17 protein-coding genes and 1 tRNA gene are annotated in these 14,522 nt (G+C 43.5%); 17 read left to right on the forward strand and 1 reads right to left on the reverse strand.

Going from position 1 to position 14,522, the window contains the following annotated elements:
* Nucleotides 1-61 precede the first annotated feature (61 nt).
* The 5 genes from QT716_RS10355 to uvrC all read left to right on the forward strand — a co-directional run bounded on the left by QT716_RS10355 (nt 62) and on the right by uvrC (nt 5,002).
* The gene (locus tag QT716_RS10355) at nt 62-835 is read left to right on the forward strand and encodes an enoyl-CoA hydratase (protein ID WP_317935969.1); all 774 of its coding nucleotides are present in this window, start codon (nt 62-64) and stop codon (nt 833-835) included.
* 21 nt (nt 836-856) lie between these two features.
* The gene (locus QT716_RS10360; protein ID WP_317935970.1) at nt 857-1,630 is read left to right on the forward strand and encodes an electron transfer flavoprotein subunit beta/FixA family protein; all 774 of its coding nucleotides are present in this window, start codon (nt 857-859) and stop codon (nt 1,628-1,630) included.
* A 36-nt stretch (nt 1,631-1,666) separates the two neighbouring features.
* Nucleotides 1,667-2,647 carry an electron transfer flavoprotein subunit alpha/FixB family protein gene (locus tag QT716_RS10365; protein WP_317935971.1) on the forward strand — a complete coding sequence of 327 codons (981 nt, stop codon included), beginning with the start codon at nt 1,667-1,669 and terminating at the stop codon, nt 2,645-2,647.
* Nucleotides 2,648-2,820: 173 nt separating this feature from the next.
* Complete coding sequence (trxA, locus tag QT716_RS10370) at nt 2,821-3,135, forward strand: thioredoxin (protein WP_317935972.1); 315 nt, start codon at nt 2,821-2,823, stop codon at nt 3,133-3,135.
* A 64-nt stretch (nt 3,136-3,199) separates the two neighbouring features.
* Nucleotides 3,200-5,002, forward strand: coding sequence for an excinuclease ABC subunit UvrC (gene uvrC, locus QT716_RS10375; RefSeq protein WP_317935973.1), 1,803 nt, complete (start codon nt 3,200-3,202; stop codon nt 5,000-5,002).
* Between the two features lie 558 nt (nt 5,003-5,560).
* On the opposite strand, the gene QT716_RS10380 is transcribed toward uvrC, so the two are convergent.
* Nucleotides 5,561-5,977: a DUF2507 domain-containing protein gene (locus QT716_RS10380; RefSeq protein ID WP_317935974.1), complete on the reverse strand. Its 417-nt coding sequence runs from the start codon at nt 5,975-5,977 to the stop codon at nt 5,561-5,563.
* A gap of 227 nt (nt 5,978-6,204) precedes the next feature.
* Here QT716_RS10380 and QT716_RS10385 point away from each other — a divergent pair, with 227 nt between their 5' ends.
* From QT716_RS10385 to QT716_RS10440, 12 genes are all read left to right on the forward strand, one after another.
* Entirely contained in the window at nt 6,205-6,813 is a 609-nt protein-coding gene (locus tag QT716_RS10385; RefSeq protein ID WP_317935975.1) for a succinate dehydrogenase cytochrome b558 subunit, read from the forward strand.
* Between the two features lie 43 nt (nt 6,814-6,856).
* On the forward strand, nt 6,857-8,602 hold the full coding sequence (gene sdhA / locus QT716_RS10390) for a succinate dehydrogenase flavoprotein subunit (protein ID WP_317935976.1): 1,746 nt from the start codon (nt 6,857-6,859) through the stop codon (nt 8,600-8,602).
* A gap of 36 nt (nt 8,603-8,638) precedes the next feature.
* Complete coding sequence (gene sdhB / locus QT716_RS10395) at nt 8,639-9,439, forward strand: succinate dehydrogenase iron-sulfur subunit (RefSeq protein WP_317935977.1); 801 nt, start codon at nt 8,639-8,641, stop codon at nt 9,437-9,439.
* Between the two features lie 264 nt (nt 9,440-9,703).
* A complete protein-coding gene (locus tag QT716_RS10400; protein WP_398293171.1) occupies nt 9,704-10,096 on the forward strand; it encodes an acyl-CoA thioesterase in 393 nt (130 codons plus the stop codon).
* A 65-nt stretch (nt 10,097-10,161) separates the two neighbouring features.
* Nucleotides 10,162-10,383 (forward strand): helix-turn-helix domain-containing protein, encoded by a 222-nt coding sequence (locus QT716_RS10405; RefSeq protein WP_317936026.1) that lies wholly within the window; start codon nt 10,162-10,164, stop codon nt 10,381-10,383.
* 198 nt (nt 10,384-10,581) lie between these two features.
* A complete protein-coding gene (locus tag QT716_RS10410) occupies nt 10,582-10,971 on the forward strand; it encodes an RDD family protein (protein ID WP_317935979.1) in 390 nt (129 codons plus the stop codon).
* A 179-nt stretch (nt 10,972-11,150) separates the two neighbouring features.
* Nucleotides 11,151-11,558 (forward strand): MarR family winged helix-turn-helix transcriptional regulator, encoded by a 408-nt coding sequence (locus QT716_RS10415; protein WP_317936027.1) that lies wholly within the window; start codon nt 11,151-11,153, stop codon nt 11,556-11,558.
* A gap of 1 nt (nt 11,559) precedes the next feature.
* Nucleotides 11,560-12,366, forward strand: coding sequence for a glutamate racemase (gene murI, locus QT716_RS10420; RefSeq protein ID WP_317935980.1), 807 nt, complete (start codon nt 11,560-11,562; stop codon nt 12,364-12,366).
* Nucleotides 12,367-12,498: 132 nt separating this feature from the next.
* Nucleotides 12,499-13,257, forward strand: a complete 759-nt coding sequence (gene rph / locus QT716_RS10425) for a ribonuclease PH (RefSeq protein WP_317935981.1) — start codon at nt 12,499-12,501, stop codon at nt 13,255-13,257.
* Nucleotides 13,254-13,868, forward strand: a complete 615-nt coding sequence (locus QT716_RS10430) for an XTP/dITP diphosphatase (RefSeq protein ID WP_317935982.1) — start codon at nt 13,254-13,256, stop codon at nt 13,866-13,868. Before rph ends, QT716_RS10430 begins: the two co-directional genes overlap by 4 nt.
* A complete protein-coding gene (locus tag QT716_RS10435; protein WP_317935983.1) occupies nt 13,865-14,368 on the forward strand; it encodes a metallophosphoesterase in 504 nt (167 codons plus the stop codon). The genes QT716_RS10430 and QT716_RS10435 overlap by 4 nt, the downstream gene beginning before the upstream one ends.
* A gap of 77 nt (nt 14,369-14,445) precedes the next feature.
* A tRNA-Arg gene (locus QT716_RS10440) sits at nt 14,446-14,519 on the forward strand.
* Nucleotides 14,520-14,522: the final 3 nt, after the last annotated feature.

Raw genomic sequence — 14,522 nt, forward strand, 5'->3', positions numbered from 1 at the left:
TGAAGGCGCTTCCATTTCTACAAATCATCATTGAAAACCGTACTAAAAAGGATGGGATGACATGGAGTTTTTGAAAGTCTCGATTGACCAAGGGGTCGCAGTCGCAACGATTAACCGCCCTCCTGCAAACGCTCTTTCTAGAGGACTTATTCTAGAAGTTGGCGAACTACTGGAACAACTGAAAGACATTGACGAAGTACGAGTCATCGTTCTTCACGGGGAAGGTAAATTCTTCTCAGCTGGCGCTGATATTAAAGAATTCACAACGGTTACCTCGGGATCCGAATTCTCAAAACTATCAGCAGACGGACAACGCATTTTTGAACAAGTTGAAACGTATCATAAACCAGTGATTGCAGCTATACACGGTGCAGCACTCGGTGGTGGACTAGAACTTGCAATGTCATGTCACATGCGTTTTGTAACTGAAAACGCTAAACTCGGTCTACCTGAATTACAGCTTGGTCTCATTCCTGGCTTTGCTGGAACTCAACGACTGCCAAGATACGTAGGGAAAGCGAAAGCGGCAGAAATGCTGCTGACAAGCGACCCCATCACAGGTCTTGAAGCAGTAAAATGGGGACTCGCGAACCGCGTCTTTGCTGAAGACGTGCTGCTATCCGAAACGATGGCAATCGCACACAAAATCGCACTTAAAAGTCCCGTCGCTATGAAGGCTGCACTGTCGATGCTTCAGTTTACAAAAGATGGGGCATACCATAAAGGCGTAACGGCGGAAGCGGATTCGTTTGGAGAAGTATTTGTATCAGAAGATGCCAAAGAAGGCATTCAAGCATTTATAGAAAAACGTGAACCTAAATTTAATGGACGATAATACGTCAAGGAGGTCTGCAGTATGAACATTTATGCTTTAGTAAAACGTACTTTTGACACAGAGGAAAAAATCGTTGTGAAAAACGGTGCCATTCAAGACGATGGTGCGGAATTCATCATCAACCCATATGACGAGTATGCTGTTGAAGAAGCCATCCAAGTTCGTGACGAACACGGTGGAGAAGTAACAGTACTTTCAATCGGTGGAGAAGAAGCTGAAAAGCAACTCCGTACTGCACTTGCAATGGGCGCAGACAAAGCCGTATTGATTAATACAGAAGATGACCTGGATGAGATGGATGAATTCTCAGCAGCTAAAATAATCTCTGAATACTTAAAAGATAAAGATGCCGATCTAATCATCGCAGGAAACGTTGCGATTGACGGTGGATCAGGTCAAGTCGGCCCGCGTGTCGCAGAACTTCTTGGCATTAACTACGTGACGACAATCACTGATTTGAAGATTGACGGGACATCTGCAACACTTGTGCGCGACGTTGAAGGGGACTCTGAAACGATTGAAACGTCATTGCCGCTTCTCGTAACAGCTCAACAAGGATTGAATGAGCCTCGTTACCCATCTCTTCCAGGAATCATGAAGGCGAAGAAAAAGCCACTTGAAGAATTGGAACTGGATGATTTGGATCTTGATGAAGACGACGTCGAAGCAAAAACAAAGACTGTCGACATCTTCATGCCACCGGAAAAAGCAGCAGGACGAGTGCTCGAAGGTGACATTTCTGACCAGGTAAGTGAGCTAGTAAACTTATTAAACAAAGAAGCGAAAGTTATATAATACCGGCAATTTAAACCGTTCTAGGAGGGACTCTACATGTCAAAAAATGTGTTAGTACTTGGCGAAACTCGTGAAGGCGAATTACGGAACGTCTCATTTGAAACAATTGCAGCAGCAAAAACGATTTCAGGTGGCGGATCTGTCACAGCGGTACTCGTTGGAGATTCAGTAGAAAATCTTGCTCAAGAGATGATTCAATACGGTGCAGACCGTGTTGTTACAGTGGAACACCCACACTTGAAGCAATATACGTCTGATGGCTTCAGCCAAGCATTCATGGCTGTTTATGAGCAAGAAAAGCCTGATGCGATTGTATTGGGTCACACAGCAATGGGGAAAGACCTTTCACCAAAGCTTGCTAGTAAACTAGGCTCAGGACTTATCTCAGATGTTACGAAGATTGAAGGAGAAGGCGATTCTGCAGAGTTCATCCGCCCGATCTACTCAGGTAAAGCATTTGAAAAAGTACAAAGCAAGAGCGGACTTTTGTTCTTTACAATTCGTCCGAATAACATCGAGCCACTTGCAAAAGACGAAAGCCGTTCAGGCGATGTCTCATCTTTGTCAGTAGACATTACAAACCTTCGCTCTGTTATTGCAAACGTAGTGCGCAAGTCAACAGATGGCGTCGACTTGTCTGAAGCAAAAGTCATTATTGCAGGCGGCCGCGGTGTAAAGAGTGAAGACGGTTTCAAACCACTTGAAGAACTTGCTAGTTTGCTAGGCGGAGCAGTTGGTGCATCACGCGGAGCGTGTGACGCAGATTACTGTGACTACTCATTGCAAATTGGTCAAACTGGTAAAGTGGTAACTCCTGACTTGTACATTGCAGTTGGTATTTCAGGCGCAATTCAGCACATGGCTGGAATGTCGAACTCCAAAGTGATCGTAGCCATCAACAAAGATCCTGAAGCAAATATCTTTAAAGTGGCTGACTATGGAATTGTTGGCGATCTCTTTGAAGTAGTGCCGATGATGATTGAAGAAGTGAAAAAACTAAAAGGTACAACGGTTTAACAATCCGTACTTGTTAAAATTAGAATGTAAGCAGGGGCGCAATTATTGCCTCTGCTTTCTCTATATAGAGGTTTAGGGGGCAAATTTTTTGAAGTAAGCAGATACTTCGCCTGTTTTTTCTCTGCATGATATAATGAATTTATAGTTGTTATCTATAAAGGAGGACTTACTCAATGGCTATTTTAAATGCTACTGATGCGGATTTCGCAGAACAAACAAATGATGGTGTTGTACTTGTTGACTTTTGGGCACCATGGTGTGGACCTTGTAAGATGATTGCTCCAGTTCTAGAAGAGTTGGATGGCGAAATCGAAGGAAAAGCAAAAATCGTTAAAGTGAACGTGGACGATAACCAAGAAACAGCAAGCAAATTTGGCATTATGTCGATTCCAACGTTGCTCGTTATGAAAAATGGCGAGACAGTTGATAAAGTAGTCGGCTTCCGTCCTAAAGAAGAGCTCGCTAAACTAGTTGACCAACACGCATAAGTTTACGAATCCAAACCGGGTCCCTTTTTCTAGAGGAACCCGGTTTTTTAGCAGGTGATTATAAATGAATGAACTCATCCAACATAAGTTGTCCATTCTTCCGGACGAACCGGGCTGTTATTTGATGAAAGATAGACAGGGTACCGTCATTTATGTCGGGAAGGCAAAAGTGTTAAAAAACCGTGTGCGGAGCTATTTTACGGGGTCGCATGATGCGAAAACTCAACGGCTTGTAACGGAAATAGAAGACTTTGAAACGATTATTACTTCATCCAACATAGAAGCATTGATATTGGAATTGAATCTTATTAAGCAATACGATCCAAAGTACAATATCATGCTCAAAGACGACAAGACGTATCCTTATTTGAAGCTAACGGCTGAACGGCATCCGAAACTGATTGTCACGCGCATCGTGAAAAAAGATAAGGGCCGCTATTTTGGTCCGTATCCAAATGTTACAGCTGCAACGGAGACGAAAAAGTTGTTGGACCGTCTGTATCCTTATCGGAAATGCCATATGCTTCCGGATCGAGTCTGTTTGTACTATCATATGGGCCAATGCCTCGCACCGTGCGTTTATGATGTACCAAAAGACACGTACAAAGAAATGACAGATGACATCGCCCGGTTTTTAAATGGCGGCTATAAGTCTATGAAAAAAGAGCTTACTGAAAAAATGAGTGCCGCAGCAGAAAATCTTGAATTTGAACGGGCCACTGAATATCGCGATCAAATCTCAAATATCGAAACCGTTATGGAAAAACAAACGATGACGATGCATGACTTTAAAAACCGGGATATCTTTGGATACGCTGTAGAAAAAGGCTGGATGTGTGTCCAAGTATTTTTCGTCAGACAAGGTAAATTGATAGAGCGCGATGTGTCATTATTTCCAGTTTATCAAGATCCTGAAGAGGAATTATTAACGTTTATCGGCCAATTTTACGATAAACTCGCGCACATTAAACCAAGTGAAGTTTTACTTCCACCAGGAATTGACCAGGAGATTGTACAGCAGCTGCTCGACATTCATGTGTACATTCCGCAACGTGGTAAAAAGAAGGATTTAGTGCAGTTAGCGAATAAGAATGCTGCCATCTCACTTAAACAGAAATTCCAGCTAATCGATCGGCAAGAAGAGCGGACTATCGGTGCATGCGAAGAATTAGGTGATGCTATGAATATTTCGATTCCACTTCGTATCGAAGCATTTGATAACTCGCATACCCATGGAGTAGAGCCGGTTTCGGCGATGGTTTCTTTTGTCGACGGCAAACCGAATCGCAAAGACTATCGTAAATATAAAACGAAAACAGCGGCCGCCCATGATGATTACGGAGCGATGCGTGAAGTGATTCGCCGGCGGTATACTCGTGTGTTAAAAGATGAACTTCCTTTACCGGATTTAGTCGTCATAGATGGCGGAAAAGGACAGATGGGGATAGCGCGTGAAGTCATAGAAGATGAACTTGGATTATCCATCCCGATTGCCGGCCTCGCAAAAGACGATAAGCACCAAACAGCGGAGCTGCTCTACGGATATCCACCTGAAATCATTCCTCTGAAACGTTCGAGTGAAGCATTTTATTTGCTGCAGCGCATTCAAGACGAAGTTCACCGTTTCGCGATTACATTTCACAGGCAGCGGCGAGATACTGGAACTCTCGTTTCAGCATTGGACGGTCTACCCGGGGTAGGACCGAAGCGCAAACAGAAATTGTTAAAACACTTTGGCTCCGTAAAGAAAATTAAAACAGCGACCGAAGAACAATTAGTAGAAGCAGGACTCCCAAAAGCTGTCGCTGAAAGTGTCGCGACTTATTTTAAGGAGAAAACCAATGCAAGTGAACCAGCTAAAGAATAATGCAAAAGAACGGGCAGCCGCCCGTTCTTTTTGTTTGGTTTCGTACGAGTTTTTTCTATTACAATAGAGTCGAGTTTAAGTGTGGGGCTATATGGTTGAGGAAAGCGCTCATAAAAGTTGAGAAGTGATCATAAAGCGTGAAATGCGCTCATAAAAGTTGAGAAGTGCTCATAAAACGCGGAAAGCGCTCATAAAAGTGGAGAAGTGCTCATAAAGCGGAGAATGCGCTCATAAAAGTTGAGAAGTGCTCATAAAGCGTGGAAAGTGCTCATAAAAATTGAGAAGTGATCATAAAACGCGAAAAGTGCTCATAAAAATTGAAAAAAGCTCATAAAGCGTGGAATGCGCTCATGAAATTTAAAAAATGCTCTTAAAGCGCAGAAAGCGCTCATAAAAGTTGAGAAGTGATCATAAACGGCTGGAATCGCTCATAAAAGTTGTAAAAACTGCACAAAAATCATTCCCTAACCCAATGCACCACTTATCCCTCTACCTAAATCCAACCTTAAACACAAAAAACTGGATCAACAGCACATTGGCCGTCAACCCAGCAATCATTTAATTATCAATCTCATAGGTTTCATCCCAACGGACTTGTAAAATCATCTCGCCGGTTTCTTCATTACGGGATCCGTAACATTCAGTCAGGCAGCCATTGGCGATTTGATACTGTTGCGCTAAGAAACCTGACTCTAGACGAACTGACTCTCGTGTAGCAGGTGAAATAATCCGTTCGGTCAATAAATAATCGGTCTCTTCTTTTCCAGTAGAGGAAATCACTAATTTACCCCAGCCGGCTTCTTTAAAGAATTCGGGGATTTCGTCTATGGAATAGAGGGGGAATTTACGGGCGATATCTTTGCCTGCCCAATACAAAATATCCTCTTCATGTTTTCCCAGAATGCCAGGAATTACATGGTCTCTCAGTAGCTCGTAGCCGAACCGGGTCGGCTCTGTAGTAGAATCATGTGCCAAAACGCGAGCATCCCTTTCGTCATTATCAAATTACTTCGATAGGTATGTCAGTAAATTTGTACTAAGGTGCTTTTTATGAAGCGAGTCACCTTGACCTTCCTAATATGGAGGAGTACAATGTACATGTTATTATATTGTAACATGAAGAGGCGGACCGTCAATCTTTCCACTGCAGTTTAAGCAGGGAAATGATGACACCGGCTCATAAATAAGGGAGGGTTAATCACTTGGTGAGAGAATCAGAGTTCTATTGGCGCCGACTGCATTCATTACTTGGAATTATTCCAATCGGTTTGTTTGTCACGCAACACTTGATCATCAACCATTTTGCTACAAGAGGTGCTGAATCGTTTAACACAGCGGCGCATTTTATTGAAAACCTGCCGTTCATTTACTTCCTCGAATGGTTCGTCATCTACATACCACTCATGTTTCACGCATTTTATGGAGTGTATCTAGCATTCACTTCAAAAAACAACGTGCGACGTTATGGGACATTCCGTAACTGGATGTTTATGCTGCAGCGTATTACAGGAGTATTCCTTGTAATCTTCATCGCTTGGCACATTTACGAGACGCGCATCCAGAAATTATTTGGTGCAGAAGTGAACTACGATATGATGGCAGAGATTTTCTCTAATCCATTCATGGTTGTATTTTATGCACTTGGTATTCTTGCAGCAACATTCCACTTGGCTAACGGCGTTTGGTCATTCCTCGTTACTTGGGGCTTGGCGCAATCACCACGTTCACAAAAGATCGTTACTTATGTAACACTAATCATTTTTGTCGTTCTTTCTGTAATCGGAATGCAAGCACTATTCGCATTCATGTAAGTCATATTATGTAACTATGTAAAACTTGAGGAGTGAAACAATAATGTCAAAAGGTAGAGTGATTGTCGTTGGTGGCGGTCTAGCCGGCCTCATGGCGACCATCAAGGCATCAGAAGAAGGCGTTGGAGTCGATTTGTTTTCCCTCGTTCCCGTGAAACGTTCTCACTCTGTTTGTGCACAGGGCGGTATTAACGGCGCTGTTAACACAAAAGGGGAAGGCGATTCTCCTTGGATTCACTTCGACGATACAATTTACGGAGGCGACTTCCTAGCGAACCAGCCTCCGGTTAAAGCAATGGCAGATGCTGCACCAGGCATCATTCACTTGCTCGACCGTATGGGCGTAATGTTCAACCGTACACCGGAAGGTCTTCTTGACTTCCGTCGTTTCGGAGGAACTATGCACCACCGTACAGCTTATGCAGGTGCTACAACTGGACAACAGCTTCTTTATGCATTGGACGAGCAAGTTCGTGCGCAAGAAGTTGCTGGATTGGTTCAGAAGTATGAACACTGGGAATTCCTTGGCGTTATCATAGATGACGATGGAGTTTGTCGTGGTATCAAAGCACAAAACCTTAGAACGATGGAAATCAAAGCATTCCCTGGTGATGCTGTGATCATGGCAACTGGCGGACCTGGAATTATCTTTGGTAAGTCAACGAACTCTGTTATTAACACAGGTTCTGCAGCTTCGATCGTATATCAGCAAGGTGCAAAATATGCAAACGGAGAATTCATTCAAATTCACCCAACTGCAATTCCTGGAGACGACAAACTTCGTCTTATGAGTGAATCTGCACGTGGTGAAGGCGGCCGAATTTGGACATATAAAGACGGTAAGCCTTGGTACTTCCTAGAGGAAAAATATCCAGCATACGGTAACCTAGTACCGCGTGACGTTGCAACTCGTGAAATTTTTGACGTGTGTGTGAACCAGCGTCTCGGTATAAACGGTGAGAACATGGTTTATCTGGACTTGTCTCACAAAGATCCGCATGAGCTAGATGTTAAGCTAGGTGGAATCATCGAAATCTATGAGAAGTTTACAGGGGATGACCCACGTAAAGTTCCAATGAAGATCTTCCCAGCGGTACACTATTCCATGGGCGGACTTTGGGTAGATTACGAACAGCATACGTCAATTCCTGGATTGTTTGCTGCGGGTGAATGTGATTATTCACAACACGGCGGTAACCGTCTAGGTGCGAACTCACTTCTTTCTGCTATATATGGCGGGATGCTAGCTGGACCGGAAGCTGTTAAATACATGAAGGGTCTGAAGCACTCTGCGGACGACATGCCTTCTAAGATCTTTGACGATGCTGTGAAGGAAGAGCAAGCGAAATGGGATGCGATTCTTAACATGAAGGGTACTGAGAACGCGTATGTCATTCACCGCGAACTTGGTGAACTTATGACTGAGAACGTAACTGTAGTTCGTTACAACGACCGTCTGGAAGCAACGGATAAAAAGATTCAGGAATTACTTGAGCGTTGGAAAAACATTGACATGACGGATACACAGCAGTGGTCTAACCAAGGCGCAACATTCACTCGCCAGTTGAAGAACATGTTATACTTAGCTAGAGTAATCACATTAGGTGCACTTAACCGTAACGAAAGTCGCGGTGCGCATTATAAGCCTGACTTCCCGAAACGTGATGATGAAAACTTCTTGAAAACTACAATCGCAACGTTTGACGGTGAGTCTGCACCGATTTTAACGTACGAAGACGTGGATATTTCTCTACTTCCTCCTCGTGAACGCGATTATTCTAAATCGTAAGATCGATAATTACCTATCGAAAGGAGATTGACGGAAATGAGTGAACAACAAACAGCTGTTCAAGAACCAGCAGTTTCCACAAAAACTGTAATTTTCGAAATCCAGCGGCAAGATACACCAGAATCTAAGCCGTACATGGAATCTTTCGAAATTCCATATAAAGCTAACATGAACGTCATTTCTGCTTTAATGGAAATCCGACGTAACCCAGTCAACAAGGATGGCCAGAAAACAACTCCTATTAACTGGGACATGAACTGTCTTGAGGAAGTTTGTGGAGCATGTTCAATGGTTATCAACGGACGTCCGCGCCAGTCGTGTACAGCGTTGGTTGACCAATTAGAGCAACCTATTAAATTAGAACCGATGCGTACATTCCCAGTTGTTCGTGACTTGGTTGTCGATCGTGAAGGCATGTTTGACTCTCTTAAGAAGATCAAAGCATGGATTCCGATTGATGGTACGTATGACCTTGGTGAAGGTCCTCGTATGCCTGAGCGTAAGCGCCAATGGGCATATGAACTTTCAAAATGTATGACGTGCGGTGTTTGTCTTGAAGCGTGTCCGAATGTAAACGACAGCACGAACTTCATGGGGCCATTTGCGCTTTCACAAGTTCGTTTGTTCAATACACATCCAACGGGTGCGCAAAATAAGGACGAGCGTTTAGCAGCTTTGATGACAGACGGGGGGATTGCGGAGTGCGGTAACTCACAAAACTGTGTAGTTGCGTGTCCAAAAGGAATTCCATTGACGACTTCAATTGCAGCTATGAACCGTGCGACGACTGTTCAAATGTTCAAAAACTTCTTCGGAAGTGACCATATGGTAGACTGATCTATACTAGAAAACTGTCTGGAAATTCAGCGAGAGCTGACTTTCTGGGCAGTTTTTTTGTGCGATAAATTCTAGAATAGTGATCACCCATTTCAACAACAGGGATGTTTTCGAAAAGCAGAATAACTACTTATTATCTGACTCGTTTGATATAATGAAAAAATGAATGACGATTCACTTATTAGACTGGAGGAGACTGGATTGAAGCAGACGTATATTGAAGATTTCAAGGAATGGGAAGAGGGGTTTCGGTTTTCGGTACCGATGCGGGTTCGTTTTTCGGAAACGGATATGTTTGGGCATTTGAATAATACGGTAACATTTGCTTATTTTGAGCAGGCGCGGATTGATTATCTAAAAAGTTTAGGACTGATGAATGATTGGCTGGATCCGTCAGGAGAGCGAATTCCGGTCGTTGCGGATTTGCAGTGTGATTATATGAAGCAAGTATTTTTTGATGAGTCAATTGATGTATATGTAAAAGCAAATTCCATCGGCAGAAGTTCAGTCGATATTCATTATATGGCGAAGAATGCGAAGGGAGAAGTAGTCTTCACGGGACGAGGTGCTATGGTTCAAATTTCGAAGCAGACAGGGTCTGGGGTTGCCTGGACAGAAGAGGAAAAAGAGTTGTTCCACGTGCGAACTAGGAATTGAGCCGGCACAGCCTTACCCTATTTCGAATACTGTAAAGGGAAACCGAATAGGAGGGGCGCGTCTTGATGGAGGAGTTAAACAATCGTTCTGTCCTTACAGGCAGAGAGCGTGAGATTTTCACATTGCTTATTGCAGATCATACTACAAAAGAAATTGCGAGTAAGCTAGGAATCAGCGAGAAAACAGTTCGCAATCACATTTCGAATACAATTCAAAAACTAGGTGTTTCGGGTCGAGCGCAAGCAATGATTGAGTTGCTTCGACTGGGCGAACTAAGTTTGGATTAATTCTCTTGTACATTTATTAAGGCTGCGGAATTTCTGCAGCCTTTTTCTAGTTTATACAGCTGCGTAAATTATCCGACCACTCATCGCTCATAATTTCTATCTAAGGTATAAAGCCGATGTGTGTGATAAACTAAGATAGAAAATAATTATCCTTAACTTTCTATTTCATCGCAATCCTATACAAGAGGAGGTATCTCATTGAAAACGATTACTAAAAAAAGAATGAAAGCATATGGTATCGATATGGCGATTACAATGATTGCAATTGGTGCGACTGAATACTTTCTGCGAAAAAAAGTGAAGAGCGAAGCGGTTCATGCGCTTATCACGCCGTCGGTCATTACGTATTCCCTAGAATGTGTACAGTTGCTCAATAGTGGACAAACTGTAGGATATAAAAAGATGGGATTGGTATTGAAGGACCAAAACGGCATGGACTTGACTACGTACCAACTCATGAAACGGATTTTTTATCGTGATAGTATCAACGGATTCAAGTTACTTGCCAATCGATCTGAGTTTGAACAAGACGAAGGAGAAAGACTACCGCACGATGTTTTTGCAGGAACGATTGTCAAAGAAGTGTAAGTGAAATTCAACATTAAATTAGTTACAACAGCGAAACGAATGTGTACACTGAAAGAGTAGACATAACAGATAGCTATTGATTGTTACATGCAATAGGCAGAAATTGAAAACAAACTGATGATTTGGAGCTGGTATCATTGACAGATAAAGTCACAGCGAATCTTGATGAAATTAATCATATGGAAAAAGATTTGCGTTACATTGCGGCAATTATTAAGCAACAAGGACGCAAGATTCTTAGCAATTATACGATTACACCACCTCAATTCGTTGCATTGCAATGGTTATTTGAGCATGGGGATATGACTATTGGCGATCTTTCGAACAAAATGTATTTGGCATTTAGTACAACAACGGATCTCGTGGATCGTATGGAGAAAAACGAACTGGTAAAACGGGTGCGGGATGAAAAAGATCGCCGCGTTGTGCGTATCCACCTGTTAGCTGAAGGAGAACGCGTGATTCAAGAAGTAATCGATAAGCGGCGCGAATACCTGCAAGACATTGTAAAAGATTTTAATGCTGAAGAATTGACGACGTTTACTGAACTACTTTCGAAGTTACATGTGGAGATGAGATCTGAATAACATGAACCAATTAGAAGAGTTGCCAATCGGTATTATCGATTCAGGAGTCGGTGGTTTGACCGTTATGGACGAACTGCTGAAACGGTTGCCGAACGAACAGTTTTTGTACATAGGAGATGACGCCCGGTGCCCATACGGTAACCGGTCTCCCCAAGAAGTCGTCAAGTTCACCCATGAATTGATCGACACGCTAAACCGGTTTGGCGTTAAAATGGTCGTCATTGCGTGTAATACCGCCACCGCATTTGCCCTAAAACAAGTACAGCCGTTGTTTGACTTTCCCATTATTGGTGTCATTCAACCTGGGGCTCATACCGCTGTTCAAACATCCATGACGCAACAAATTGTTGTATTGGGTACAAGCGGGACTGTGAACAGTCAGGCATACGACCAAGCGATTCTGGCCATGTCACCAAATGCTCGTATTTTCGGGCTGGCCTGTCCTGAATTTGTGCCAATCGTAGAACGGGGTGTGTACAAATTAGAGGAAGCAGATCTAGTCGTTAAAGAAACACTAGCCCCGTTAGCGAAAAAGACTTTCGATACGGTTATATTAGGCTGCACCCATTTTCCGCTGCTGTCGCATTTCATCCAGTACCATTTGCCTGCTGGAACGGCGCTTATTACATCGGGTTCAGCAACAGCAGACACTGCGATACTTATTTTGGATGAATTGCAGCTTCATAGAAAAGTATCGCAAGAGAGACATTCCACGTTTTACACGACAGGCAGTCTTGAACATTTTGAGTTTATCGTGAAAGATTGGCTGCAAATAACGGAACCTGATGTACGGAAATTGGTGCTTTAAACCTTTAAAGTTTTTAGGGAAACCGCAGCAAACGAACGAGTCATTTTTACCCGGCATGCAAATTGCCGGGTTTTTGCGTGGGTTTGAATGGTTATGATAAGATGGATGGATGAACAGAAAGAAGGAATATAAATGAGACATGATGGACGTGCAATGGACGCACTTAGAGATGTGCAGATTGAAAAAGATTATTTAATACACCCTGAAGGATCGGTGTTAATCACCGTTGGCAATACAAAAGTGATTTGTACAGCTTCAGTAGAAGATCGGGTGCCGCCGTTTTTGCGCGGCAGCGGAAAAGGCTGGGTTACTGCTGAGTACTCCATGCTTCCTAGAGCGACAGGGCAGCGTACACAGCGTGAAGCGTCTAAAGGAAAGATTGGCGGACGTACTATGGAGATCCAGCGTCTGATTGGCAGAGCATTGCGCGCTGTAATCGACTTGGAAGCACTTGGAGAGCGGACAATTTGGATTGACTGTGACGTAATCCAAGCAGATGGCGGAACGCGTACAGCGTCGATTACAGGGGCATTTGTTGCGATGGCGCTTGCAACCGAAGGTATCGCAGAGAAAAAGAAATTAAAATCATTTCCAATTCATCAATATCTAGCAGCAACAAGCGTCGGCAAGTCGGAAGAAGGAGAACTCATTCTCGATTTGAATTACATTGAAGATTCATCTGCTGCTGTGGATATGAATGTAGTGATGACAAGCGCAGGTGAATTTGTTGAGCTGCAAGGTACAGGAGAAGAATCGACGTTCAATCGGAAAGAAATGAACGGATTATTGGATCTTGCCGAAAACGGAATCCATCAATTGATTGATTTACAAAAACAAGCACTCGGTCCAATCTGTGATTTGATAGAATCCAAAGAGGAGGCTGCACAATGAAAGAAGTGTTAGTTGCAACGAACAATAAAGGAAAAGTGAAAGATTTCGAAGAACTTTTCAAGCCCCATGGCATTCAAGTGATTTCGTTAAAAGATTTGGATGAGCCAATTGAAGTGGAAGAAACAGGAACTACTTTTGAAGAAAATGCGATTCTTAAAGCTGAAGAGACAGCAAAGATTTTAGGCAAATGGGTCATCTCGGATGACAGCGGGCTTGAGATCGATGCATTAAACGGCGAACCAGGGGTCTACTCGGCTCGGTACGCCGGCGAACCGAAGGATGACGAAGCCAATATCGATAAAGTGCTAGAAGGGCTTACAGGCGTTCCTGAGGGCTCTCGTCATGCCCGATTCCGATGTGTTCTTGCGATTGCCGGACCGGGTCTTGAAACACAGACATTCTCAGGCAGCTGTGATGGCTCAATTGCTTTTGAACGAAAGGGTGAGCATGGATTTGGATATGACCCGATTTTCCATGTGCCATCTGAAGGAAAAGCGATGGCTGAACTGACACCATCTGAAAAAGCAGCAATTTCCCATCGTGGAGAAGCGATGCGCAAATTTGAAAAAGAACTGCCTAACTTAATCGGCAAAGCGGGCGATCGTTCATGAAACTAGTCGTGATGAGTGATTCACACGGAGACACCGACACCATTGAAGCCATTCTTACTCGAGAAACGGACGCGGATGCAATCTTCCATTGTGGAGATAGTGAGCTGGCGTCGAATTTGGAACTGCTGCAAAATCTGCACATCGTCCAAGGAAATTGCGATTGGGGCGCTGCGTTTCAAGATTCCGCACTCGTCGATGTGGCGAAGGAACGAGTACTAATGGTTCACGGTCATCAGCATAGCGTCAAACAATCCCTGATGCAGTTGAAATACGCTGCCCAAGAAACGAATGCAAATATCGTTTTATTCGGCCATTCCCACTTGTACGGTGCGGAGCTCCAAAACGGTGTGCTCTTCGTCAATCCAGGCAGCACAACACAGCCGAGAGGGCATCGGGACGCGACGTATGCAGTGATTGAAAAAGACGAGTCCATCATTGTGACATTCTTGGATCCATTAACCGGAAACGTGGTAGAAGAAGCGAATTTCACAATAAAATAAATTTGTGTTGACTTCTTTTCAATCGTTGCCTATAATAAAACCTGTCGTTCAAATCATTTTATGTATTTGACGCAGTTGTCTCAGTAGCTCAGCCGGATAGAGCAATGCCCTTCTAAGGCATCGGTCGGGGGTTCGAATCCCTCCTGGGACGTTA

Source organism: Sporosarcina aquimarina, assembly GCF_033253705.1.
In the GTDB taxonomy this organism is placed as follows: domain Bacteria; phylum Bacillota; class Bacilli; order Bacillales_A; family Planococcaceae; genus Sporosarcina; species Sporosarcina aquimarina.

Excerpts from the sequence above, each read along its gene's own strand:
- QT716_RS10355 (WP_317935969.1), top strand. The coding sequence starts at position 62 with ATGGAGTTTTTGAAAGTCTCGATTGACCAAGGGGTCGCAGTCGCAACG.
- QT716_RS10360 (WP_317935970.1), top strand. The coding sequence starts at position 857 with ATGAACATTTATGCTTTAGTAAAACGTACTTTTGACACAGAGGAAAAA.
- QT716_RS10365 (WP_317935971.1), top strand. The coding sequence starts at position 1,667 with ATGTCAAAAAATGTGTTAGTACTTGGCGAAACTCGTGAAGGCGAATTA.
- trxA (WP_317935972.1), top strand. The coding sequence starts at position 2,821 with ATGGCTATTTTAAATGCTACTGATGCGGATTTCGCAGAACAAACAAAT.
- uvrC (WP_317935973.1), top strand. The coding sequence starts at position 3,200 with ATGAATGAACTCATCCAACATAAGTTGTCCATTCTTCCGGACGAACCG.
- sdhA (WP_317935976.1), top strand. The coding sequence starts at position 6,857 with ATGTCAAAAGGTAGAGTGATTGTCGTTGGTGGCGGTCTAGCCGGCCTC.
- sdhB (WP_317935977.1), top strand. The coding sequence starts at position 8,639 with ATGAGTGAACAACAAACAGCTGTTCAAGAACCAGCAGTTTCCACAAAA.
- QT716_RS10400 (WP_398293171.1), top strand. The coding sequence starts at position 9,704 with ATGCGGGTTCGTTTTTCGGAAACGGATATGTTTGGGCATTTGAATAAT.
- QT716_RS10405 (WP_317936026.1), top strand. The coding sequence starts at position 10,162 with ATGGAGGAGTTAAACAATCGTTCTGTCCTTACAGGCAGAGAGCGTGAG.
- QT716_RS10415 (WP_317936027.1), top strand. The coding sequence starts at position 11,151 with ATGGAAAAAGATTTGCGTTACATTGCGGCAATTATTAAGCAACAAGGA.
- murI (WP_317935980.1), top strand. The coding sequence starts at position 11,560 with ATGAACCAATTAGAAGAGTTGCCAATCGGTATTATCGATTCAGGAGTC.
- rph (WP_317935981.1), top strand. The coding sequence starts at position 12,499 with ATGAGACATGATGGACGTGCAATGGACGCACTTAGAGATGTGCAGATT.
- QT716_RS10430 (WP_317935982.1), top strand. The coding sequence starts at position 13,254 with ATGAAAGAAGTGTTAGTTGCAACGAACAATAAAGGAAAAGTGAAAGAT.
- QT716_RS10435 (WP_317935983.1), top strand. The coding sequence starts at position 13,865 with ATGAAACTAGTCGTGATGAGTGATTCACACGGAGACACCGACACCATT.